The organism is Pseudomonas sp. GW823-FHT02C05 (assembly GCF_058797595.1).
The window spans coordinates 522318-545674 of record NZ_JBXAJU010000004.1; the positions used below are offsets into that span (position 1 = coordinate 522318).

Annotated in this window: 20 protein-coding genes; 12 read left to right on the plus strand and 8 right to left on the minus strand. The window is 63.9% G+C overall.

Annotated elements, in window-relative coordinates; all coding sequences use genetic code 11:
- Positions 1-30 precede the first annotated feature (30 nt).
- Positions 31-1515 (minus strand): type VI secretion system-associated FHA domain protein TagH, encoded by a 1485-nt coding sequence (gene tagH, locus AC1RGE_RS23830; RefSeq protein ID WP_011064253.1) that lies wholly within the window; start codon positions 1513-1515, stop codon positions 31-33.
- A 392-nt stretch (positions 1516-1907) separates the two neighbouring features.
- Here tagH and tssA point away from each other — a divergent pair, with 392 nt between their 5' ends.
- The 12 genes from tssA to AC1RGE_RS23890 all read left to right on the plus strand — a co-directional run bounded on the left by tssA (position 1908) and on the right by AC1RGE_RS23890 (position 19481).
- On the plus strand, positions 1908-2927 hold the full coding sequence (tssA, locus tag AC1RGE_RS23835) for a type VI secretion system protein TssA (RefSeq protein ID WP_041752688.1): 1020 nt from the start codon (positions 1908-1910) through the stop codon (positions 2925-2927).
- Between the two features lie 81 nt (positions 2928-3008).
- Positions 3009-3524, plus strand: coding sequence for a type VI secretion system contractile sheath small subunit (gene tssB / locus AC1RGE_RS23840; RefSeq protein ID WP_011064255.1), 516 nt, complete (start codon positions 3009-3011; stop codon positions 3522-3524).
- Positions 3525-3540: 16 nt separating this feature from the next.
- Positions 3541-5034 (plus strand): type VI secretion system contractile sheath large subunit, encoded by a 1494-nt coding sequence (gene tssC, locus AC1RGE_RS23845; RefSeq protein ID WP_011064256.1) that lies wholly within the window; start codon positions 3541-3543, stop codon positions 5032-5034.
- Positions 5035-5152: 118 nt separating this feature from the next.
- Positions 5153-5641, plus strand: a complete 489-nt coding sequence (locus AC1RGE_RS23850) for an Hcp family type VI secretion system effector (RefSeq protein WP_011064257.1) — start codon at positions 5153-5155, stop codon at positions 5639-5641.
- 160 nt (positions 5642-5801) lie between these two features.
- Positions 5802-6317, plus strand: a complete 516-nt coding sequence (gene tssE / locus AC1RGE_RS23855) for a type VI secretion system baseplate subunit TssE (RefSeq protein ID WP_011064258.1) — start codon at positions 5802-5804, stop codon at positions 6315-6317.
- Positions 6314-8173 carry a type VI secretion system baseplate subunit TssF gene (gene tssF, locus AC1RGE_RS23860; protein WP_011064259.1) on the plus strand — a complete coding sequence of 620 codons (1860 nt, stop codon included), beginning with the start codon at positions 6314-6316 and terminating at the stop codon, positions 8171-8173. The genes tssE and tssF overlap by 4 nt, the downstream gene beginning before the upstream one ends.
- Positions 8137-9189, plus strand: a complete 1053-nt coding sequence (tssG, locus tag AC1RGE_RS23865; RefSeq protein WP_011064260.1) for a type VI secretion system baseplate subunit TssG — start codon at positions 8137-8139, stop codon at positions 9187-9189. Before tssF ends, tssG begins: the two co-directional genes overlap by 37 nt.
- On the plus strand, positions 9182-11857 hold the full coding sequence (tssH, locus tag AC1RGE_RS23870) for a type VI secretion system ATPase TssH (RefSeq protein WP_011064261.1): 2676 nt from the start codon (positions 9182-9184) through the stop codon (positions 11855-11857). The genes tssG and tssH overlap by 8 nt, the downstream gene beginning before the upstream one ends.
- Before the next feature lie 130 nt (positions 11858-11987).
- Entirely contained in the window at positions 11988-13925 is a 1938-nt protein-coding gene (locus AC1RGE_RS23875) for a type VI secretion system Vgr family protein (RefSeq protein ID WP_011064262.1), read from the plus strand.
- 18 nt (positions 13926-13943) lie between these two features.
- Positions 13944-14369 carry a DcrB-related protein gene (locus tag AC1RGE_RS23880; protein ID WP_011064263.1) on the plus strand — a complete coding sequence of 142 codons (426 nt, stop codon included), beginning with the start codon at positions 13944-13946 and terminating at the stop codon, positions 14367-14369.
- A 9-nt stretch (positions 14370-14378) separates the two neighbouring features.
- Positions 14379-18839 carry an RHS repeat-associated core domain-containing protein gene (locus AC1RGE_RS23885; protein ID WP_492585113.1) on the plus strand — a complete coding sequence of 1487 codons (4461 nt, stop codon included), beginning with the start codon at positions 14379-14381 and terminating at the stop codon, positions 18837-18839.
- Positions 18840-18854: 15 nt separating this feature from the next.
- Positions 18855-19481 (plus strand): hypothetical protein, encoded by a 627-nt coding sequence (locus AC1RGE_RS23890; RefSeq protein ID WP_019093145.1) that lies wholly within the window; start codon positions 18855-18857, stop codon positions 19479-19481.
- A 19-nt stretch (positions 19482-19500) separates the two neighbouring features.
- Here the strand turns inward: AC1RGE_RS23890 and AC1RGE_RS23895 are convergent, their stop codons facing one another.
- The 7 genes from AC1RGE_RS23895 to AC1RGE_RS23925 all read right to left on the minus strand — a co-directional run bounded on the left by AC1RGE_RS23895 (position 19501) and on the right by AC1RGE_RS23925 (position 23235).
- Positions 19501-19764, minus strand: a complete 264-nt coding sequence (locus AC1RGE_RS23895; RefSeq protein WP_072443441.1) for a hypothetical protein — start codon at positions 19762-19764, stop codon at positions 19501-19503.
- A 53-nt stretch (positions 19765-19817) separates the two neighbouring features.
- Complete coding sequence (locus AC1RGE_RS23900; RefSeq protein WP_011064267.1) at positions 19818-20252, minus strand: DcrB-related protein; 435 nt, start codon at positions 20250-20252, stop codon at positions 19818-19820.
- Between the two features lie 111 nt (positions 20253-20363).
- Positions 20364-20735, minus strand: a complete 372-nt coding sequence (locus AC1RGE_RS23905) for a hypothetical protein (RefSeq protein ID WP_041120416.1) — start codon at positions 20733-20735, stop codon at positions 20364-20366.
- Positions 20723-21247 (minus strand): hypothetical protein, encoded by a 525-nt coding sequence (locus AC1RGE_RS23910; protein WP_123397702.1) that lies wholly within the window; start codon positions 21245-21247, stop codon positions 20723-20725. The genes AC1RGE_RS23905 and AC1RGE_RS23910 overlap by 13 nt, the downstream gene beginning before the upstream one ends.
- A gap of 164 nt (positions 21248-21411) precedes the next feature.
- A complete protein-coding gene (locus AC1RGE_RS23915) occupies positions 21412-21687 on the minus strand; it encodes an HU family DNA-binding protein (protein WP_011064269.1) in 276 nt (91 codons plus the stop codon).
- 189 nt (positions 21688-21876) lie between these two features.
- Entirely contained in the window at positions 21877-23025 is a 1149-nt protein-coding gene (locus tag AC1RGE_RS23920) for an NAD(P)/FAD-dependent oxidoreductase (protein ID WP_492585115.1), read from the minus strand.
- 42 nt (positions 23026-23067) lie between these two features.
- Positions 23068-23235, minus strand: coding sequence for a rubredoxin (locus tag AC1RGE_RS23925; RefSeq protein WP_011064271.1), 168 nt, complete (start codon positions 23233-23235; stop codon positions 23068-23070).
- Positions 23236-23357: the final 122 nt, after the last annotated feature.

Here is a 23357-nt window from a genome sequence, read left to right on the forward strand (position 1 = left end):
ATCCGTGTTTTTCGGGTGTTCCAGGCGCGCTCAGGAACGGCGCAGCCGGTGGGTGTGTTCTTCATAGGCGCGGCTGAACTCACGACCGAAGAGGTCCTGGAAATCGTCCTGGGCCTCTTGGGAAATCTGTTTGTAGAGTGCAGTGAACTGCTGCCAGTTCTGCGCCTGGCGCGAGCCGCTGAACAGGTTGCCCAGGCCGCCGGGGCGAGCCATGCGGGCTTCCAGTTCAGTGGGCTCGAAGCGCCCCAGCAGGTGCTTGATGGCCGCTTCCACACCGGCCATGACCGCCAGCTGGTGGGCCCGCAGGTCATCGAAGCTGTCCTGCACGGCCTGATCCGGAGCCATGAATGCCTGGTTGCTGTGGCGCAGCAGCAGGAGCATGGCCTCGTCCACATTGGGGGCGAACTTCAGCGGGTTGTTTTCCACCGGGCGGATCATCGTCTGCTGCATGCGGAACTCGCCCTTGAGGCTGCTGCGGGCACGCAACACATCGATCAGGCCCTCGACCATCAACCGGTAGCTGCGACCCAGGCTTTCCATCTGGGCCTGGGCCTGCTGCGGCTCGATACGCAGTTGATCGAGCCCGGCCCCGCGCAGGAAGGCCTGGAGCAGATCCCCCTGTGGGGCGACCGGGGCCGGCGCGGGCGTGACAACAGGAGCCAGCTCCACTTCGGAAACCACCGGTGCCACGGGCGCCTGGGCGATCGGCTGCGGCTGCGGCTGCGGCTGCGGCTGCGGCTGCGCGGGTTCTGCCGCGAACGAGGCCTGGTGGGCAATCGGCGCGGCGGCAACCACCGGCGGGGCAACCACGGGCGGCGCACTGGGCACTGGCGCAGGGCTTGCGGGCGTCGAGCCGAACAGGTCCCAGTCCTCCGGAATCACCGCCCCGCCCTGGGGCGCCGATGGCTCAGGTGGTGCCACGGGCTGGGGCACCGCGGTGGGGGTCGGCGGGCGAAAATCGTGCTGCTCGGCCGGCACGTGGTCCGGCTGGGTGGCCGGCGGGGTCGCGCTGGGGGCGAGAAAGTCGAACAGATCGGGAAAGGTGTCCTGGGCCGAGGCACCCTGGAAGTGCGCCACCGGGGCCATGGAAATCGGTTCGATAGGGGTCGGCGACGCCGCCTGACGCCCCATCAGCGCCTCGAAACTATTGGAGCTGTCCCCGGAAAAGGGTTCAGCCCCCGGACGGTTCAGACTGAAATCGATGCGCGCACTGATTTCATAATCGCCAATGCGAATAACCTCGCCATCTTCCAGAGGCTCGCTGCTACCCCGGCGCATACGAATACCGGCACGGACTAACTCCACACCATTAGTACTGTTATCGGTCAAATAATAACGGCCATCCTTGTATTGGATGACACAGTGCCGCGCGGAAACTAAGCGTTCGGGATCAGGAAGTACCCAGTCATTATCGGAACTGCGGCCAATTGCCATCATTCCCTGGTCCATTAGTTTTTCAGGGCATTGACCAGGGGTAATCTTGTGATAACTAGTGATAGTCAAACACAGCGACATCGCGCCTCCTTGCTGTACTTCCGCGTGCGAACCGGCGAAGGGAAAAAAGTTCCGTGAAAAAATGAAAAGTCCGCAAAAAATCCTTTAAACAGCGCCGTTCACAGCATGATCGCTTAACTTAAACTACACGCATGACAAAAGCTTTTCGTACCGCCCCGATCTGACTCGCCGGTCAAGGAGCTATAAGGCGACATAACACTGTCATGCGGGGCGAATAGCTTACCTTGACAAGGCACAACTACTACACCAAAAATGCACAACTTCTTGAACACGGATGATGGCTCACTAGTATCAACGAGTCCATATAAACCAAGAAATGTGCGCGAGTTCACAAACAAACTAGTGCATTAATTGCCTGACTGTCCTGCAGGCTGATAGGGAGATCAAACCAGGTGGATGTACCGATGTTGCTCGCCGCGGTTTCAGCAACTTCGCCTTGTGGCGAAGACCTGGAATATGACGCGGATTTCTTGCACTTGGAGCGGGCCGCACAGGGCCAGCCCGAGCGCAGCATGGGCGACTCGATCCTGCCGGCCGAGCCGCCGGACTGGCGCAGCATCCAGCAACAGAGCCTGGACCTGCTGGCGCGCAGCAAAGACCTGCGCATCACCCACTTCCTCCTGCAGAGCACCCTGGCCCTCGAAGGCCTGCCGGGCCTGGCCACCAGCCTCGAACTGATCGACGGCCTGCTCCGGGATTACTGGGCGGACCTGCATCCGCGCCTGGACGCCGACGACGACAACGACCCCACGGTGCGTATCAACGCCCTGGCCGGCCTGGCGTCCGACACCACCATCGGCCTGCTCCGCGAAGCCATCCTGACCCGTTCCCGGACCTTCGGCCCGGTGAGCCTGCGAGCCGCGCTGAACGCCGCCGGCCTGCAGCACTTTTCCGGCGAGAGCCTGGGCTCCGACCACCTGGCCGGCGCCCTGCAAGACAGCGACCCCGAGCACCTGGATGCGATTCGCAGCGCCTTGAACGCAGCCCGCTCGGCGGCCGAAAGCATCGAGAAACAGGTCAGCGAACAAGTAGGCTCGGCCAGCGGTGTAGACCTCACGGCCCTCAAGCAACCCCTGCGCTTGGCGCTGCAGGTGCTGGGTCAGCACGCCCCGCAAGGCGCGCAGAACGCGGTCGAGGAACACGCCGATGGGCCGTCCACCGAAGAGCCCGGTGCACCCGCAGCGCCAGCCCCGGTACGGATTTCCGGCGAGATCAGCAGCCGCGAAGACGTGCTGCGCAGCCTTGACCGGCTGCTGGCCTACTACAGCCGCCACGAGCCTTCGAGCCCGTTGCCGGTGCTGCTCAACCGGGCCAAGAACCTGGTCAACGCCGACTTCGCGGCCATCGTGCGCAATCTGATTCCCGACGGCATGTCCCAATTTGAAAACCTGCGCGGCCCTGAATCCGACTAACCCCGGAACAACCGAGCAGTATCGTCAGCGGCAACCACCGACCGACGCCAACACCGTCGCAGCAGCGACCAGGAGCACAACGTGGCGAAGCAAAGTTCTCAAAAGTTCATCGCGCGCAACCGCGCGCCCCGGGTGCAGATCGAGTACGACGTCGAACTCTACGGCGCCGAGAAAAAGGTCCAGCTGCCCTTCGTCATGGGCGTGATGGCCGACCTCGCCGGCAAGCCCGTGGAGCCCCTGGCGGCCGTGGCCGATCGCAAGTTCCTGGAAATCGACGTCGATAACTTCGACTCGCGCCTCAAGGCCATGCAGCCTCGGGTGGCCTTCCACGTGCCCAACGAACTGACCGGCGAAGGCAACCTGAGCCTGGACATCACCTTCGAGAGCATGGACGACTTCAGCCCGGCGGCCGTGGCGCGCAAGGTCGATTCGTTGAACCAGTTGCTGGAAGCCCGCACCCAGCTGGCCAACCTGCTGACCTACATGGACGGCAAGACCGGCGCCGAAGAAATCATCATGAAAGCCATCAAGGATCCGGCGTTGCTCCAGGCCCTGGCCAGTGCGCCAAAGCCTGCTGACTCCGAGCCGAACGCGTAAATCAGGACCAACGATCATGACCGAATTGATGCGTGACAATCAGGCGCAACCCGGCGCCACCGAGCAGGCCAGCGAATTCGCATCGCTGCTGCTGCAGGAATTCAAGCCCAAGACCGAGCGTGCTCGCGAAGCCGTGGAAACCGCGGTGCGGACCCTGGCCGAACAGGCCCTGGCGCAGACCGACCTGGTGTCCAACGACGCCATCAAGTCGATCGAGTCGATCATCGCCGCCATCGACGCCAAGCTCACCGCCCAGGTCAACCAGGTGATCCATCACCCGGAATTCCAGAAGCTGGAAAGCGCCTGGCGCGGCCTGCACTACCTGGTGAACAACACCGAGACCGACGAGCAGCTCAAGATCCGCGTGCTCAACATCTCCAAGCCGGAGCTGCACAAGACCCTGAAGAAATTCAAGGGCACGGCCTGGGACCAGAGCCCGCTCTTCAAGAAGATGTACGAAGAGGAATACGGCCAGTTCGGCGGCGAGCCCTACGGCTGCCTGGTGGGCGACTACTACTTCGACCAGTCGCCACCGGATGTCGAGCTGCTGGGCGAGCTGTCCAAGGTTTGCGCCGCCATGCACTCGCCGTTCATCGCCGCGGCTTCGCCGACCGTGATGGGCATGGGCTCGTGGCAGGAACTGTCGAACCCGCGCGACCTGACCAAGATCTTCACCACCCCGGAATACGCCGGCTGGCGCTCGCTGCGTGAATCGGAAGACTCGCGCTACATCGGCCTGACCATGCCGCGCTTCCTGGCGCGCCTGCCATACGGCGCCAAGACCGACCCGGTGGAAGCCTTCGCCTTCGAGGAAAACACCGACGGCGCCGACAGCTCCAAGTACACCTGGGCCAACGCCGCCTACGCCATGGCCGTGAACATCAACCGTTCGTTCAAGCATTTCGGCTGGTGCTCGCGGATCCGCGGCGTGGAGTCCGGTGGCGAGGTGGAAAACCTCCCGGCCCACACCTTCCCCACCGACGACGGTGGCGTGGACATGAAGTGCCCGACCGAGATCGCCATCTCCGACCGTCGTGAAGCGGAACTGGCGAAGAACGGCTTCATGCCACTGCTGCACAAGAAGAACACCGACTTCGCCGCCTTCATCGGCGCCCAGTCGCTGCAGAAGCCGGCCGAATACGACGACCCGGACGCCACCGCCAACGCCAACCTGGCCGCGCGCCTGCCGTACCTGTTCGCCACTTGCCGCTTCGCTCACTACTTGAAGTGCATCGTGCGCGACAAGATCGGCTCCTTCAAAGAGAAGGACGAGATGCAGCGCTGGCTGCAGGACTGGATCCTCAACTACGTCGACGGTGACCCGGCGCACTCCACCGAAACCACCAAGGCCCAGCACCCACTGGCCGCGGCAGAGGTGGTGGTCGAGGAAGTCGAAGGCAACCCCGGCTACTACAACTCGAAGTTCTTCCTGCGCCCGCACTACCAGCTCGAAGGGCTGACCGTGTCGTTGCGCCTGGTATCCAAACTGCCGTCCGCCAAGGGCGCCTAACCCATAACCGACTCAAACCTGCGGCCGCAGCCACAGGCCGCGCGAGGTCCCCAGGGCCTCGCGCAGCGGCGACAGAAGCTGAATCAACATCGTGGCAAGTGCCACACAGGGAGAAAACATGGCTGTTGATATTTTCATCAAGATCGGTGACATCAAGGGCGAGTCCATGGACAAAGCCCACAAGGACGAAATCGACGTGTTGAACTGGAGCTGGGGCATGTCCCAGTCCGGCAACATGCACGTTGGCGGTGGCGGCGGCGCGGGCAAGGTGAACATCCAGGACCTGTCGCTGACCAAGTACGTGGACAAGGCATCGCCGAACCTGATGATGCATTGCTCCAGCGGCAAGCACATCGACAAGGTGCGCCTGACCGTGCGCAAGGCCGGCGGCGAAAGCCAGGTCGAGTACATGATCATCGACCTGGAAGAAGTGCTGATCACTTCGCTGAGCACCGGCGGTTCGGGCAGCGATGACCGCCTGACCGAAAACATCACCCTGAACTTCGCTCAGGTGATGGTCGAGTACCAGCCGCAGAAAGCCGACGGCACCAAGGACGGCGGCCCGATCAAGTACGGCTGGAACATCCGCTCCAACACCAAGCGCTGATCCGCTTCGGTCGCCGCCCCGTGGCGGCGACCGGCCCGGCCCTCGCGTTGCGCCTGGCGCAACGCGAGGGCGGTTGGCCAGGACCGCGTCCTCGTGAGTCTTTGGTTATGCCCCTTTTCGTGACGTCATGCCTGCGCAATCCGATCCTGGAGCGAACCCCTTGGTAACCGACATCGCCGCCCGCGATCGCTTGCAACCCTCCCTGCTGGATCGTCTGACCGACGATGAACCCGGCAACCTGAAAGAAAGCCCGGACAAACGCGTGCTGTCCCTGAGCCAGCTCAAGGCCTCGGTACTGCGCGACCTGGCCTGGCTGCTCAACACCACTTCCCTGCTGGAAGCCGACGCCACCCTGCACACCCCCGCCGGTACTTCGGTGGTCAACTACGGCCTGCCGGCCCTGGCCGGGTACAGCGCTTCGAGCATCGATATCCCGGCCCTGGAGGCGCTGATCCACCAGGCCATCGCCACCTTTGAGCCGCGCATCCTGCGCAGCACCCTGCGGGTACGCGCACGCACCGCGCCCGGGGAAATGAACCACAACGCCCTGAGCTTCGAGATCGAAGGCGACCTCTGGGCCCAGCCGATGCCCCTGCGCCTGCTGCTGCAAACCGACATGGACCTGGAATCGGGCCACGTACGAGTGGTGCACGCCGACTCCCGGAGGCGCTCATGAACCCGCGCCTGCTGGAGCTGTACAACCAGGAACTGCACCACGTGCGCGAAAGCGCCGCGGAGTTCGCCAAGGAATTCCCGAAGATCGCCAGCCGCCTGACCCTGTCGGGCATGGACTGCGCCGACCCCTATGTCGAGCGCCTGCTGGAGGGCTTCGCCTACCTGACTGCCCGGGTGCAGCTCAAGCTCGACGCCGAGTACCCGACCTTCACCCACAACCTGCTGGAGATCGCCTACCCGCACTACCTGGCACCGACCCCATCGATGACCGTGGTGCAGTTGCAGGCCGATCCCGACGAAGGTTCCCTGAGCAGCGGCTTCACCCTGGAGCGCGACACCAGCCTGCGCGCCGCCCTGGGCCGCGATACCCAGACCTGCTGCGAATACCGCACCGCGCACTCGGTGACCCTGTGGCCACTGCAAGTGGCCCAGGCCGAATACTTCGGCAACCCGTCGGCAGTGCTCGGGCGCCTGGCCGCCAGCGAGCCCAGGGCCAAGGCCGGGCTGCGCCTGACCCTGCGCACCGGCGCCGAACTGCCGTTCAACAGCCTGGCCCTGGACGAGTTGCCGCTGTACCTGAACGGCAATGACGAACAGCCGTTCCGCCTCTACGAACAACTGCTGGGCAACGTCTGCGCGGTGTTCGCCCGGGCCCCGGGCGGCGACTGGGTCGAGCGCCTGCCCCCGGACGCCCTGCGCTCGCGCGGTTTCGACGACCGCGACGCGGCGCTGCCGGTGGTGCCCCAGGCCTTCCAGGGCTACCGCCTGCTGCAGGAATACTTCGCCCTGCCCAACCGCTTCCTGTTCGTCGAATTCGCCCAGCTGGGGCGCGCGGTCCAGCGCTGCGCCGGCCAGGAGCTGGAGCTGATCGTGCTCTTCGAGCGCTTCGACCAGAGCCTGGAAGGCAGCGTCGGCACCGCTCAGTTCGTGCCCTTCTGCACCCCGGCGATCAACCTGTTTCCCAAGCGCCTGGACCGTATCCACCTGTCCGACCGGGTCAACGAGCACCATGTGATCGCCGACCGCACCCGACCGATGGATTTCGAGGTCCACTCGCTGACCGCCATCAGCGGCCACGGCACCGGCCCGGAACAGCCGTTCCTGCCGTTCTACGCCGTGCGCGATCCATCCCGCTACGGCCGCGACCAGTCCTACTACATCGTCCGGCGCGAGCCGCGGGTGCTGTCCAGCGACCAGCGTCGCAACGGCCCGCGCTCCACCTACATCGGCAGCGAATCCTTCGTCAGCCTGGTGGACAGCCAGCAGGCGCCCTATCGCCACGACCTGCGCCAGCTCGGGGTCAGCGCGCTGTGCACCAACCGCGACCTGCCACTGTTCATGAACACCGGCAACGGCAAGACCGACTTCACCCTGGCCGACAGCGCCCCGGTACAGGCCATCCGCTGCCTGGCGGGCCCGAGCCGGCCGCGCCCCAGCCATGCCCACGACGGCAAGGCCTGGCGCCTGATCAGCCAGCTGTCGCTGAACTACCTGTCCCTGAGCGAACAGGGCCAGGGCGCGGCGGCCCTGCGCGAACTGCTGCGGTTGTACGGCGACAGCAACGACGCGGCCCTGCAGTTGCAGATCGAGGGCCTGCGGGAAGTCAGCAGCAAGGCGGTGACCCGGCGCCTGCCGATGCCCGGGCCGATCGTCTTCGGCCGGGGCCTGGAGATCACCCTGGAGTTCGATGAAAACGCGTTCCGCGGCACCGGGGTGTTTCTGCTCGGCGCGGTATTCGAGCGCTTCCTGGCACGTTATGTGTCGATCAACAGTTTTACCGAGACGGTGATCCGTACCACCGAACGCGGCGAGATCATGCGATGGAAAGCCAAGCCCGGACGTCGTCCGACTCTTTGAATACGCTGACGGCGATGCACGCCGAGCCCTGGGAGTACGACTTCTTCCAGGCCCTGCGGCGTATCGAATGCCTGTCGCCGCAACTGCCGCGCTTCGGTCACTCCGTGCGCCTGGCGGACGATCCGCTGCGCCTGGGACAGCAGGCCGACTGCAGCTTCGCCCCGGCCACCCTGGCCTCGGTCACCCCCGGCAGCGACGGCGCCGCGACCCGCCTGGAGCAGTTCTTCTTCGGCCTCGGCGGGCCCAACGGGCCGCTGCCGCTGCACATCACCGAATACGTGCGCGAGCGCCAGCGCAACAACGCCGACAGCACCAGCAAGCGCTTTCTCGATGTGTTCCACCACCGCCTGCTGAGCCTGTTCTATCGGGCCTGGGCCGAAGCCCGGCCGACGGTGAGCCACGATCGCCCGGACGACGACTACTGGTCGGCGCGGCTGGCGGCGCTGTCGGGCCGGGGCATGCCCAGCCTGCTCAAGCAGGGTCTGATAGCCGACACCGCCAAGCTGCATTACAGCGGCCACCTGGCGGCCCAGACCCGCTACCCGGACGGCTTGCGGGCGATCATCAGCGAGTATTTCGGCCTGCCGGTGCAGATCGAGGAATATGTCGGCCAGTGGCTGGAGTTGCCCGAACGCAGCCGGGTCGGGGTGCAATCCCATCAGCTGGGGGTGGATTTCTGCCTGGGCAGCCACGTCTGGGACCGCCAGCACAAGTTCCGCATCCGCCTCGGCCCGATGAAACTGGACGATTACCTGGGGATGCTGCCCGACGGCCAGCAATTCCAGGAACTGGTGGCCTGGGCCGCCGAATACCTGGGCTTCGAGCTGGACTGGGACCTGAACCTGGTCCTGCTCAAGGACGAAGTACCCAAGCTGCAACTCAACGGCCGCCAGCGCCTGGGTTTCAACACCTGGCTCGGCCAACCCGGCAGCGATGCCAAGGATCTAATACTGGCCCGGCACTACGCCGACCTGGCCACTACCTCACGTACACCAAGGAGCACAGAGCATGGGTGAAATCAGTCGCGCGGCGCTGTTCGGCAAACTCAACAGCGTTGCCTACAAAGCCATCGAAGCCGCCACGGTCTTCTGCAAATTGCGGGGCAACCCCTATGTGGAACTGGCCCACTGGTTTCACCAGTTGCTGCAACTTACGGACTCGGACCTGCACCGCATCATCCGCCAGTTCAACCTGGAGCCGGCGCGCCTGGCCAAGGACCTGACCGAGGCCCTGGACCGCCTGCCCCGGGGCTCGACCTCGATCACCGACCTGTCGTCCCACGTCGAGGAGGCGGTGGAGCGCGGTTGGGTCTACGGCAGCCTGATGTTCGGCGAAAGCCAGGTGCGCACCGGCTACCTGGTGATCGGCATCCTCAAGACCCCGAGCCTGCGCCATGCATTGCTGGGGCTGTCCCGCGAGTTCGACAAGATCAAGGTCGAGACCCTGTGCGAGCGCTTTGACGAATACATCGGCGACTCGCCGGAAAACGCCCTGAGCGCCAGCGACGGCTTCAGTGCCGGTGCGGTGCCCGGCGAAGCCAGCGGCGCCATGGCCCCCAGCGCCCTGGGCAAGCAGGAAGCCCTCAAGCGCTTCACCGTCGACCTCACCGAACAGGCCCGCAGCGGCAAGCTCGACCCCATCGTCGGCCGTGACGAAGAGATCCGCCAACTGGTGGACATCCTCATGCGCCGCCGGCAGAACAACCCGATCCTCACCGGTGAAGCCGGGGTGGGCAAGACCGCGGTGGTGGAAGGTTTCGCCCTGCGCATCGTCGCCGGCGACGTGCCGCCGGCGCTCAAGGACGTTGAACTGCGCAGCCTCGACGTCGGCCTGCTGCAGGCCGGCGCCAGCATGAAGGGCGAGTTCGAACAGCGCCTGCGCCAGGTCATCGAGGACGTCCAGGCCTCGCCCAAGCCGATCATCCTGTTCATCGACGAAGCCCACACCCTGGTGGGCGCCGGTGGCGCCGCCGGCACCGGCGACGCGGCCAACCTGCTCAAGCCGGCCCTGGCCCGTGGCACCCTGCGCACCGTGGCCGCCACCACCTGGGCCGAGTACAAGAAGCACATCGAGAAAGACCCGGCCCTGACCCGGCGCTTCCAGGTGGTGCAAGTAGCCGAACCTTCGGAAGACAAGGCGCTGCTGATGATGCGCGGCGTGGCCTCGACCATGGAACAGCACCATCAGGTGCAGATCCTCGACGAAGCCCTGGAGGCCTCGGTCAAACTGTCCCATCGCTACATTCCCGCGCGCCAGTTGCCGGACAAATCCGTCAGCCTGCTGGATACCGCTTGCGCCCGCGTCGCCATCAGCCTGCACGCCGTGCCGGCCGAGGTGGACGATAGCCGCCGGCGCATCGAGGCCCTGGAAACCGAGCTGCAGATCATCGCCCGGGAACAGGCGATCGGCGTTGCCATTGGCAACCGCCAGGTCAACAGCGAGAACCTCCTGACTGCCGAGCGCGAGCGCCTGGCCGAGCTGGAAAGTCGCTGGGCACAAGAGAAGACCCTGGTGGACGAACTGCTGGCAACCCGCGCCCAATTGCGGGAAAACGTCGGCCTGGTGGACAGCGACGTCGGCGACGACAGCCACGGCCTGCGGGAAAAACTGGTGGACCTGCAACAGCGCCTCAGCACCCTGCAAGGCGAGACCCCGCTGATCCTGCCGACCGTGGACTACCAGGCCGTGGCCTCGGTGGTCGCCGACTGGACCGGCATTCCAGTGGGGCGCATGGCCCGCAACGAGCTGGAAACCGTGCTCAACCTGGACCAGCACCTGAAGAAACGCATCATCGGCCAGGACCACGCCCTGCAGATGATCGCCAAGCGCATCCAGACCTCCCGCGCCGGCCTCGACAACCCGAACAAGCCGATTGGCGTGTTCATGCTGGCCGGCACTTCCGGGGTGGGCAAGACCGAAACCGCCCTGGCCCTGGCCGAAGCCATGTATGGCGGTGAGCAGAACGTCATCACCATCAACATGAGCGAGTTCCAGGAAGCCCACACCGTGTCCACCCTCAAGGGCGCCCCGCCGGGCTATGTCGGCTACGGCGAAGGTGGCGTGCTCACCGAAGCGGTACGGCGCAAGCCCTACAGCGTGGTGCTGCTGGACGAAGTGGAAAAGGCCCACCCGGACGTGCACGAGATCTTCTTCCAGGTATTCGACAAGGGCGTCATGGAAGACGGCGAAGGCCGCATGATCGACTTCAAGAACACCCTGATCCTGCTCACCACCAACGCCGGCACCGAGCTGATCGCCAACGTCTGCAAGAACCCGCAGGCGGTGCCCGAGCCGGAGGAAATCGCCAAGGCCCTGCGCCAGCCACTGCTGGAGATCTTCCCGCCGGCACTGCTGGGGCGCCTGGTGACCATTCCCTACTACCCGCTGAGCGACGAGATGCTCAAGGCCATCACCCGCCTGCAACTGGGGCGGATCAAGAAGCGCGTGGAAAGCACCCACAAGGTGGATTTCGATTTCGACGACGAGGTCATCGACCTGATCGTCTCGCGCTGCACCGAGACCGAAAGCGGCGGGCGGATGATCGACGCCATCCTGACCAACAGCCTGCTGCCGGACATGAGCCGCGAGTTCCTCAACCGCATGCTCGAAGGCCGCGCCCTGGCCGGGGTGCGCATCAGCCAGCGCGACAACGAACTGCACTACGACTTCAGCGAGCCGGCCTGACCCCACGCCCTGCGCAGGAGCCGGCTTGCCAGCGAAGCGACCGCCACGGTGATGGACCTGGCGCCTTCGCGAGCACGCTCGCTCCTGCAGGGGGCTGACCTGGCACACCACGCATTCAACGAGACTGACGATGTTATTTCAGCAATCCACACGACTGGCACAGGTCAACTGCCCCCTGGGCCCGGACGTCCTGCTGCTCAAGAGCCTGGGCGGCGGCGAGGAGCTGGGGCGGCTGTTCGACTACCAGCTGCAACTGGCCTCCAGTGACGCCAACATCGACCTCAACCAGTTGCTGGGCAAGCCCATGGGCCTCAGCGTACAGCTGGACGGCGGCGGCCAGCGGTACTTCCACGGCATCGTCGCGCGCTGCAGCCAGAACATCGACACCGGCCAGTTCGCCAGCTACGAGGTGACGCTGCGCCCCTGGCTGTGGCTGCTGAGCCGCACCTCCGACTGCCGGATCTTCCAGAACCTGAGCATCCCGCAGATCATCAAGCAGGTGTTCCGCGACCTGGGCTTTTCCGATTTCGAAGACGCCCTGAGCCGCCCCTACCGGGAGTGGGAGTACTGCGTGCAGTACCGCGAGACCAGCTTCGATTTCGTCAGCCGGCTGATGGAACAGGAAGGTATCTACTACTTCTTCCGCCACGAGAAGGACCGCCACGTGGTGGTGCTGGCCGACGCCTATGGCGCTCACAGCAGCGTGCCCGGCTACGCCTCGGTGCCCTACTACCCGCGAGACGAGCAGCAGCGCGAGCGCGACCACATGTTCGACTGGCACCTGGCCCAGGAGGTGCAGCCCGGCTCGCTGGAGCTCAACGACTATGATTTCCAGCGCCCCAGCGCCCGGATCGACGTGCGCTCGGCCATGCCGCGGCCCCACAGCGCCGGCGACTACCCGCTCTACGACTACCCCGGCACCTACGTGCAGAGCAGCGACGGCGAGCACTATGCCCAGACCCGCATCGAGGCCCTGCAAAGCCTGCATGAGCGCATCGAGCTCAGCGGCAACGCCCGGGGGTTGGGGGTGGGCAACCTGTTCAGCCTCACCGGCTTCAGCCGCCAGGACCAGAACCGCGAATACCTGATCGTCAGCATCCGCTACTACCTGGTCCAGGAAAGCCTGGAGAGCGGCGCTGGCGGCGGCTCGGCGCAGTTCGAGAGCCACCTGACCTGCATCGACGCCCAGCAGAGCTTCCGCCCCCTGGCCACCACCCACAAGCCCATGGTCCAGGGCCCGCAGACCGCGCGAGTGGTGGGCCCGGCCGGGGAAGAGATCTGGACCGACCAGTACGGCCGGGTCAAGGTGCACTTCCACTGGGACCGCCACGACCAGTCCAACGAAAACAGCTCGTGCTGGATTCGCGTGTCCCAGGCCTGGGCCGGGAAGAACTGGGGCTCGATGCAGATCCCGCGCATCGGCCAGGAAGTCATCGTCAGCTTCCTGGAAGGCGATCCCGATCGCCCGATCATCACCGGCCGGGTCTACAACGCCGAACAGACCGTGCCCTACGACCTGCCCGCCAACGCCACCCAGAGCGGCATGAAGAGCCGTTCGAGCAAGGGCGGCAGCCCGGCCAACTTCAATGAAATCCGCATGGAAGACAAAAAGGGCGCGGAGCAGCTGTACATCCACGCCGAGCGCAACCAGGACATCGTGGTCGAGGTCAACGAAAGCCATTCGGTGGGCAACAACCGCAACAAGAGCATCGGCCACGACGAGTACGTGACCATCGGCAACAAGCGCACGCGCATCGTTCAGCACGTGGATGAGCTGCGGGTCGGCGAGAAGAAGCTCGACAGCGTCGGCCAGAGCTATGTGATCGAGGTCGGCGAGCGCCTGCGCCTGGTATGCGGGGCCAGCATCCTGGAGCTCAACGCCAGCGGCCAGATCAACCTGTGCGGGGTCAACATCAGCGTGCATGCCTCGGCCGATGCCCAGATCAATACCGGTGGCGTGCTGCACCTGAACAACGGCGGCGGCCCGGGCACCACCACCGAGGGCCAGGGTGTGCAGGGCGCCATCAGCGCCAAGGCCAAAGCCCCCTTTTCCGCCCCCAAAGGCTAATGAACGGATGCCCATGCCATGACCTATCGCCTCAATGAATTGCAGTTCCAGCTGCCTGCCGGCGAACTGCAGGACGCCTCGATCAACATCCTCAAGTTCCCGGCCCTGGGCACTTCGCTGATCGTCAGCCGCAGCCTGCTGGGAGACGGCGAAACCCTGGAGAGCAACCTGGCCAGCCAGCTGCAGCGGCTGGAGCAGCAAGTCCAGGACCTGCGCTGCCAGGCTCCGCAACCGGTGCAGCTGGGCCCGGCCCAGGACATCCAGGGCCTGGAGCTGCGCAGCCAGTTCAACAAGGGCAAAGAACAGGTGTTCCAGTTCCAGCTGGCCCTGGTGCTGCCCGGCACCCGACAGATGCTCGCCATGAGCTACGTCAAGGCACAGAAGCTCGGCGACGCGGAAGCCGCCCATTGGGCGCAGATCAAGAACACCCTGGTGCTGGGCTGAGGCAGGGCCATGTCTGACGCACTGTGGGCCGCCCGCCTGGGTGACGGGCTGGAACACACCTCGATGATGGCCGACATTCTCGGCGGTGTGCTGGAGGTGGCGGCCAACGTTGCCATCGGCGCCCTGGCGACCATGGCAGTAGCCGCGGCGGCAGGCATCACCGTGGCCACCGGCGGCCTCGGCGCCTGTGTGCTGGGGCTGGTGGTGGGCGTCGTCGTCGGTGTGGTCATGAGCAAGACCGGAGCCGACAAGGGCCTGAGCAATTTATGCGAGGGCATCGCCAACGCCCTGTTCCCGCCCTCGATCCAGGCCACCATCGCCAGCGGCTCGAAAAAGGTCCTGACCAACAATAAGCCGGCGGCCCGCGCGGCCGGCATCGCACCGCCGACACAGATCAGCGGCGACGGCGCCGAAGAAGGCGAAGCCACCGACACCCCGTCGGCAACGCCCGAGGAAGGGCCCGGTTTCCTCGACATGGCCAAGGAGTTTTTCTCGCAGATGTGGCGGCCCACCGTGGCCTCCCCGGCGCCAGGCTCCCAGACCAAGGAACTGGACCTGGTGACCTGCACCAAGCACCCGCCGATGCCGGTGCAGTATCTGGCTGAAGGCTCGGAAAAGGTCAGCATCGACGGCCAGCCGGCAGTACGCAGCGGCGACCGCAGCACCTGCGATGCCAAGGTAGTGTCGGCCGGGCCTATCTCACCGAACGTGACCATCGGCGGTGGCTCGGTGGTGGTGCGCGAGATCCGTAGCGGCAAGACCCCGGGGGTGGGCCTGGCGGTGACCGTGCTGATGATGCTCAAGGGCGGCAAGGGCAAGTTCCTCAGCAACCTGCCGTGCATGCTGATGGCGGGGGTCAATTCCTTTGTCGTCAGCCAGGCCACCAATGCTTTGACCCAGGCCGTCGTCGCCTCGACCCACCCGGTGCATGCAGCCACCGGGGCCAAGGTGCTCGGAGCCGACGACGATCTGGATTTCACCCTGCCCGGGCTGATGCCCATCGAATGGCAACGCTTCTACAACAGCCGCGACGAACGTCGTGACGGCCTGCTCGGAGCCGGCTGGAGCTTGCCTTACGAGATCAGCGTCCAGATCGAGCCCCACCCCGAAGGGGGCGAGCGCCTGCTCTACATTGATGAGCAAGGACGCCGCATCGACATGGGCTCCATTGCCCTGGGTGCAGGAGCCTTCAGCCCCGGTGAAGGCTTGAGCGTGCGACGCAACGAGAACGGACAGTTGCTGATCGAAAGCAGCGACGGTATCTACCGTCTGTTCGAGCCGCTGCCGGGCGACTCCTCGCGGCTGCGCCTGAGCCAGCTGGGGGACCGCAACGACAACCGTCTGCACCTGGAGTACGACTCGTCCGGACGCCTCTGGCTGCTGCGTGACACCTTTGAACAGGCGCAGCTCGAACTGAGCTACAGCACGCTCTGGCCCGGTCGGATTGCCCAGGTCGAACGGCTGTACCCCGACCAGCAACGGGAAGTGCTGGTCAGCTACGACTACGATGCGGCAGGAGACCTGGCACAGGTGCGCGATAGCGAAGGCCAGGTACAGCGTCGCTTCGCTTATGACGCCGGCCACCGGATGATTGAACATCAATTGGCCACCGGGCTGCACTGCTTCTATCAATGGACACAATTTGCCGACCAGCAGTGGCGAGTGACCCGTCACTGGACCGACGAAGGCGATAGCTATCAGTACGACTATGATCTGGAGGCGGGAATCACCCAGGTCACCGACAGCCTGCAACGCCTCAGCCGCCGCCGCTGGAACAGCCAGTTGCAGATCGTCGAGTACACCGACAACCTCAACCAGACATGGGCCTTCGAGTGGAACGATGAGCGCCAACTGCTCAGCGCCACCGACCCCTTGGGAGGACGCTATGCCTACAGCTACGACGAAACCGGCAACCTGATAGCCGAGACCGATCCTCTGGGGCACAGCCATTCGACCTTGTGGCTGGAGCACTGGTCGCTGCCACAGACCCTGACCGATCCCGCCGGAGAAAGCTGGCACCTGCGCTACGATCCCCGGGGCAACTGTATCGCCGAAGTAGACCCGCTGGGCCAGGTGACCCAGTACCGCCATGACGCGCACGGCCAGGTGGTGGAGATCATCGATGCCGCGGGAAGAAGCCGGAAGATGCGCTGGAACTCGTCCGGGCAATTGCTTGAACACCTGGACTGCTCGGGCTATCCAACCCGCTTCGAATACGATCGACGCGGCAACGTGAAAGCCATCATCGATGCCCTTGGCGAGCACACCCGGTTCCATTACGACTGCCAGGGACGGTTGCTGAGCAGCCAACTGGCCGATGGGCGCGCCGAGCATTTTCAACGCAGCAGCAACGGCCAGCTACAGGGCTACACCGACCCTTCCGGCTACACCACGCTCTACCAGTACAACCGGCGCGGGCAGATACGCCAGCGCATCGACGCTCACGGCCGACAGGTCCGGTTCGACTATGACGCGTACGGACGGCTGCTGGCGCTCACCAACGAGAACGGCGAAAGCTATCGCTTTGCCTGGGACGCCGGCAACCGCCTGAGCGAACAGCAGGACCTCGACGGCAGTGCCAAACGCTATGGCTATGACCTGCTGAACAACGTCGTCGAACTCCAGTCCCACCCCGCCCCTTATGGCACCGGGCTGAGCGCCGTGCCCGCGCAACCTATCGCGCCGATCATCCACCGGTTCGAGCGCGATGCCGTGGGGCGGCTGCTGGCCAAAATCACAGACGATGGCCGCAGCCAATACACCTACGACCCCTTGAACCAACTGACCGCCGCCAGCTTTACCGACAACCTCGGCAACCAGCAGGCACTGAGTTTCAGCTACGACGCCCTGGGCCAATTACTCGAAGAACACACCGTGGCCGGCAGCCTGATCCATCGATACGACGAACTGGGCAATTTGACTCAGACCCAGCTACCGGACAAGCGTTGGCTCAACCGGCTCTATTACGGCAGCGGCCATCTGCACCAGATCAATCTCGATGGCCAGGTAGTCAGCGACTTTCAACGTGACCGCCTGCACCGTGAGGTGCTGCGTACCCAGGGTCAGATCAGCACTCGCAGCGAATACGACCGTTGTGGCCGCCTGCGCGCACGCCTGCAGCACTCCAGCCTGCTGGCAAACACCTTGCCAACAGCCCCGGAGCGACACCTGGAGTACGACGATAGCGATAATCTGGTGGGCCTGGCCGAGCGACATGCCACCGGGCAACATCGGCAACTGTTCCATTACGACGCGACCGGGCGAATCATTGCCAGCCAGGACGGCCTGCAGGGCCAGAAAGAAACCTTCGCCTATGACGCCGCCGCCAATTTGCTTGATGGCCCGAAGACGGGCGCCGGGCTGGTGGTGCACAACAAATTGCTGACCTACCAGGACAAGCGCTACCGCTATGATGCCTTCGGGCGAATGATTGAAAAACGCAGTGGTCGGCGAGGCGTGCAACGTTTTGCCTACGACGCCGAACACCGGTTGATCGAAGTGCGCAATCAGACCTCCAGCGGCGAAACCCTGGTCAGGATGCGCTACGACGTCTTGGGTCGCCGCATCAGCAAGAGCGAGTACGACAGCCAGGGCAACCTTCTGGGTGAAACGCGATTCGTCTGGGATGGCCTGCGGCTGCTGCAGGAACAGCGTAATCAACAGACCAGCCTCTATGTCTATGAAGACCTGGGACATGCGCCCCTGGCGCGGGTCGACGGCCTCGGCGCGCAGCAGAAGATCCGCTACTACCACAACGACCTGAATGGCCTGCCTCAACAGCTTTGCGAGCCTGACGGCCATAGCGTCTGGCAGGCCCGCTATCAGGTCTGGGGCAATACTGTCGAAGAAATACGCGAGCCCTACTACATCGAGGAACAGAATCTCAGGTTCCAGGGCCAGTACCTGGACCGCGAGACTGGATTGCACTTCAACACGTTCCGTTTCTACGACCCGGATATCGGGCGCTTCACCACGCCGGACCCCATCGGCCTGGCCGGAGGCTTGAACCTTTATCAGTACGCTCCCAACCCAATCGGTTGGATCGATCCGCTGGGCTGGATCTGCAAATCGGCCTACAGCGGCAGAAGGGGCACTACAAAAGCCAAAGCTGACCTCGAGAGGAACGGTTTCACTGTGGTAGGTGAAGAATTGACCATGAAGGTCAAACACCCTGTCACCCAGAAGTCCTATCGCATCAGGGCAGATATCATCGCCAAGGACAAAGCCGGTAACTACCACGTGTTCGAAGTCAAAAATGGCAGCGGCAAACTGACCAAGAACCAACAGGGATCGGGAATGTTCGACATGAGCAATCCGGCCAATACGAACGGTGGCCTGGGCGGTGGCCTGATCAAACCGTCGGGCGCTACCCAGGGCCAGTTCGAAGTTGCGACCAAAACCGCCAGAGGTACCCAGTTCGGTGGCAATGGCGCACAGCATTCGGCCACCTTCTGGCTTCTTCGCTATTGAACGAGTAATCGAGAAATGAAAGCAGACACCAAGGAATTGCGCAGCAACTTTGAAAAGGCGCTCCAGCTTTTTTTGAAGAGCGAGCTCTCGGGTTACCCCGGAGTAAAAGTCACCAAGAACAAAGTGGTGGTTGCACAGAAAGAATCGGGCGCCGTGGCGACCCTGCATTTCGAATACCTGGCCAACACCCGCGCCTACGAAATCCTCATCTTCGTCGAACACCCGGCCCTGCAGGCCGAGATCGACCAGATAAACCCGCCCTACCCGTCCAACCTGGCCAATCCGAAATTTATCTACAGCTTGTCGACGGTCAGTGAAAAAGCTGCCTGCCCGCTACTGCCCGTGACAGAGCAAGGTATTGAAAATACCTGCCAGGTGATTCTGCGCCAGCTCCAGGATGTTCACCTGCCTATTCTGTTCAACCTCTTCAACGTCAGCCCCGCGCTGGTGAGCGATGTCATAGACAGGCCAAAGTATTACTCCTATCCGGTCCCACTGATTTTCATCGCCTTGAAAACCAACAAAATCAAACCGGACGACGAAACGCTAGCGAAGATCATGAGCGAGCAGACCCTGGGCTACACCGGTCATCAGGACCTGAAAGAGTCGTTCAACAAGCAACTACTGGCAGCACTGAACTGAGCGCCTGTTGGAGGCCGGGTCAAATCGCCGAGCCGCGATTCTTGCCCGGCCTGATGATCAGCAACGCGTCCAGCTCGCGCTTTCTGGCGCGGCTGACGAACGCCAGCGCGGCCTGCAGATCCTGTTCGAACTGTTCGAAGGTCGCGCGCTCGATGGCGTAGTACTCCTCGTAGTCGACCACCCCAAGGCTCACCGGAAAGGTCAGGTAGTACTGGCCGGTGGATTCCTCGATGCCCATCGAGAACATCTCCTCGCGACTGACGAACAGATCGTTGAACTTCATGCGGTTCCTAGAGTTCGGCTACCGGGCAATGCGCCTCAGGGCAGGTTGACCGATCAGGCTTTCGAAGGCTGCGGCTTGAGGCTCTGCATGGCCTGTTTCCAGGCCGGCTCATGATGCACCAGGTCGTTGACCGTGGTGGTCAGGGTGGTGATCAGCACGGCCGGCTTACGCTCGATGAAGACCTGGCGCAGCATCAGCTCGCGCCCTTCGCGTTTCCAGCTGTAGTCCAGCAGCACGGCGGCATGGCCTTGCATGTCGAAGTCCCAGCGCTTGATCAGGTTGAAACCTGGCAGTTGCTGCTCCGCAGCATTCAGCTGCGCGGCGACATAATCGGCAAAGGCGGCGTCGCCCTGGCTCGGGTCGCGGCTGATGACGAAGCTGGCTTCCTGGGCACCGCCAACGGCTGGCAGCTTGAAGATATTGATGCTCTGGTCCTGCCAGGCGTCAGGAATATCGAGATCGGCTTCTTGAATGCGGTAGGTGGACAAGAGTTTGGCGTTCCATGCTGAAAGGGTGATTCGGAGAGTGGCAAATATTCAGGCAACGGCCGGCAACAATCAAGGAACCACTCGGCAACTCTGCGCAGCGGCCGTGGCCCCTCAACGCGCTTCCAGGCAGGACGCGTAGGCACGGGCGAAGCCTTGATCGAACTTGAGGGCCTGGGGCTCTTCGGGGTCGATGCTGACGTTCCACAGGGCCTGCTGCGGCACGTCGTAGCGGACCCAGCCGATGATCCCGCTGCCGGAGGTTTCGTAGAACAGCTGCAGGCTCAGCTGGTCGCCATCGTCGCGGTCGATCAGCAGCTTGAGGTGCTCCGGGGTGGTGAAGTCGCGGTAGGGAAAATCGCTGCTGCGCACCAGTTCGGTGAGGTAGCCGTAGCAACCCTTGCCCGGGTTCGATTCATCCGCCAGGGCGGGCGTGGCCGCGCAGGCGATCAGCAGGCCCAGGCCTGCCAGGTTCAGGTACCGCATGATTGCCCCTTGAGGGTGAGGGTTTCGACCTGGTCGTTCATCTCGATGCGCGCCACCACCTGGCGGTCGTGAGACTCCTGGTACTCGCTGAAATTGTTGCGCTTGAGGATGTTCAGGGTGACCCGGATATGAGCGCCGGTGTTCTGGTACTCGCTGCGTTCCGGGCCCTGGGCGGCGCCGGTGAGTTCCACCAGCTGGCCGGCGGTCTTGAGGTAAAGAAAGCGCTGGTCCACTTCCACCAGCAGGCGCGGAGCCTTGGGCGCTACGCTGTAGTCCTCGCGGGCCAGGGAATAGCCGCAGAGCCAGGCGCCGGAGCTGTCGTATTTCTGGCTGTGGAACCAGCTGAGGGCCTCGCGATAGCCGATCTGCTCCAGTCGCGAGTCGTTGCCGGCAGCGGCCGATGACAGGCCAAGGCTGAACAGGCAGCCCACGATCAGGGCAACTAAACCGGGGCTTGCCAGGCCGTGCAGCAGGGCGGCCCATGAAAGGGGGCTGTCAGTGGGGCGGGTCATCCTTGGCCTTAGATCAAAAATCGAACGATCGCGCATCCTAGCCACGCCAAAGCGGCTTCGCAAGAACATCTGCGGGCAAACGGCAGGCAAAAAAATAGGCACCCGATGCGCTCGGCGTGCCTATTTCCCCTGCGTGCTCCCGCTGCCGGGAGCCCGCTCAATGCTTATGGGTTGACGCTGTCTTTCAGCGACTTGCCCGGTTTGAATGCCACGGTGTTGCTGGCCTTGATCTTTACCGGCTCGCCGGTCTGCGGGTTCTTGCCGGTGCGGGCGCCACGGTGGCGTTGCAGGAAGGTGCCAAAACCAACCAGGGTGACACTGTCTTTGCGGTGCAGAGCCCCGGTGATCTCTTCAAGAATGGCGTTGAGCACGCGATTGGCCTGCTCTTTGGTCAGGTCCGCTTTTTCAGCAATGGCTGCGGCGAGTTCTGGTTTACGCATAGTGTGAAGCCTCTTTGACGGTTTTTTGTTGTTATGTCCGTGCTGTTCACGGGAACAGCGCCCAAGGCGCCGCAGGCTCTACGCTGCGGCAGACGGGTGTGAGGATGGCACGCGCTTGAGAGTGGCGCCAGTCTCCCCGCGACCTTTGTGAGGGCAAGAACCGGGTTATTCCGACAGAACGACCGGTATTTAAGCCAGCAACGCAGGAAGTTCCTTGTTCAGGGCCAGTTTTTCCATCACCGCGGCCCCGGTCAGGGCGTAGCCCAGCAACTGGCCTTCGGCGTTGCGGCACAGGACCTTGATGTCGGCCCCCTGCCCTTCTGCAGTCCATACGCCTTCGGCGCCACGGGGCGGCGGCGACACCACCAGGGGGCAGACCGGAGTCTTGACGGTGATCGGCATCGGCCCGTAGCTGACCGCCGTCGGCTTGCCCGCCAGAGTCTGCGCCAGCGCCCGGGCGCAGCTCATCAGCGGCATCACGTACAGCAGGTTGAGACCGTCGACCTCGGCGCAATCGCCCAGGGCATAGATATTGGCGTGGGAGGTTTTCAGCTCGCGGTCCACCACCACTCCGCGATTGACCACCAGCCCGGCGGCAGCCGCCAGGTCGATGCGCGGGCGCAGGCCGATGGCCGAGACCACAAGGTCGCAGGCGATCACCTGGCCATCGGACAGGTGGGCTTCCAGACCGTCGGCGCTGCGCTGCAGGCGGTTGAGCACCGGGCCCAGGTGGAAGCGTGCGCCCAGGCTCTCCAGCCCGGCCTGGACCGCCGCCGCTGCGGCCGGGTGCAGCAGGGTCGGCATCACCTGCTCGCAAGGTGCCACCAGGTCCACGCTGTAGCCGCCGAGGATCAGGTCATTGGCGAACTCGCAGCCGATCAGCCCGGCGCCCAGCAGCAGCACCCGACGCTTGCCGGCCGCGGCGCTGCGAAAGCGCGCGTAGTCTTCCAGGTCATTGATGGGGAAAATCAGCTCGGATGCGTCGCCCTGCACCAGCACCCGCACGGTTTCCGCGCCCCAGGCCAGGATCAGGTCGCGATAGGCCACCGCTTCCTCGCCGATCCACAGGCGCTTGTGGCCCGGGTCGATGCCGCTGATGCGGGTGTGGGTGCGGACCTCGGCCTTGAGCTGCTCGGCCATGGCGCCAGGCTCGGCCATGCTCAGGCCGTCGGCGTCCTTGTTCTTGCCGAAGCCGGTGGACAGCATCGGCTTGGAGTAGGAACGGCCATCGTCGGCAGTGATCAACAGCAGCGGAGTCTCGCTGTCGAGCTTGCGAAACTCCCGGGCCAGGTTGTAACCCGCCAGGCCCGTCCCCACGATCACTACCGGTGCGCTCATTCCCTGCTCCTTGTTATTGGTTGTTCAAGCCACAAAAGTCGATCAAGCGATCTCGATCATTTCGAAATCCATCTTGCCCACGCCGCAGTCCGGGCAGAGCCAGTCCGCGGGTACATCTTCCCAACGGGTACCCGGCAAAATACCGTCGTCCGGCCAGCCTTCCGCTTCGTTGTAAATCAGGCCGCAGACCACACATTGCCACTTTTTCATTGATGCATTTCCTCAAGGGTTCAGGCTTCGCCGGTGGGTCGGTCGATGGATCGACTCTAGAAGGCCACGCTGATCAGCGTCCGGCACTGGGGTTTTTTACTGATCACTACCGGCAGATGCAA

Bases quoted from the DNA above. Each gene is read 5' to 3' on its own strand.
- AC1RGE_RS23915 (WP_011064269.1), bottom strand. From the start codon at position 21,687: ATGCGTAAACCAGAACTCGCCGCAGCCATTGCTGAAAAAGCGGACCTG.
- AC1RGE_RS23880 (WP_011064263.1), top strand. From the start codon at position 13,944: ATGACCTATCGCCTCAATGAATTGCAGTTCCAGCTGCCTGCCGGCGAA.
- tssF (WP_011064259.1), top strand. From the start codon at position 6,314: ATGAACCCGCGCCTGCTGGAGCTGTACAACCAGGAACTGCACCACGTG.
- AC1RGE_RS23910 (WP_123397702.1), bottom strand. From the start codon at position 21,247: ATGACCCGCCCCACTGACAGCCCCCTTTCATGGGCCGCCCTGCTGCAC.
- AC1RGE_RS23895 (WP_072443441.1), bottom strand. From the start codon at position 19,764: ATGAAGTTCAACGATCTGTTCGTCAGTCGCGAGGAGATGTTCTCGATG.
- AC1RGE_RS23905 (WP_041120416.1), bottom strand. From the start codon at position 20,735: ATGCGGTACCTGAACCTGGCAGGCCTGGGCCTGCTGATCGCCTGCGCG.
- tssG (WP_011064260.1), top strand. From the start codon at position 8,137: ATGGAAAGCCAAGCCCGGACGTCGTCCGACTCTTTGAATACGCTGACG.
- tssC (WP_011064256.1), top strand. From the start codon at position 3,541: ATGACCGAATTGATGCGTGACAATCAGGCGCAACCCGGCGCCACCGAG.
- AC1RGE_RS23875 (WP_011064262.1), top strand. From the start codon at position 11,988: ATGTTATTTCAGCAATCCACACGACTGGCACAGGTCAACTGCCCCCTG.
- AC1RGE_RS23850 (WP_011064257.1), top strand. From the start codon at position 5,153: ATGGCTGTTGATATTTTCATCAAGATCGGTGACATCAAGGGCGAGTCC.
- AC1RGE_RS23890 (WP_019093145.1), top strand. From the start codon at position 18,855: ATGAAAGCAGACACCAAGGAATTGCGCAGCAACTTTGAAAAGGCGCTC.
- tssH (WP_011064261.1), top strand. From the start codon at position 9,182: ATGGGTGAAATCAGTCGCGCGGCGCTGTTCGGCAAACTCAACAGCGTT.
- AC1RGE_RS23920 (WP_492585115.1), bottom strand. From the start codon at position 23,025: ATGAGCGCACCGGTAGTGATCGTGGGGACGGGCCTGGCGGGTTACAAC.
- AC1RGE_RS23925 (WP_011064271.1), bottom strand. From the start codon at position 23,235: ATGAAAAAGTGGCAATGTGTGGTCTGCGGCCTGATTTACAACGAAGCG.
- tagH (WP_011064253.1), bottom strand. From the start codon at position 1,515: ATGTCGCTGTGTTTGACTATCACTAGTTATCACAAGATTACCCCTGGT.
- AC1RGE_RS23885 (WP_492585113.1), top strand. From the start codon at position 14,379: ATGTCTGACGCACTGTGGGCCGCCCGCCTGGGTGACGGGCTGGAACAC.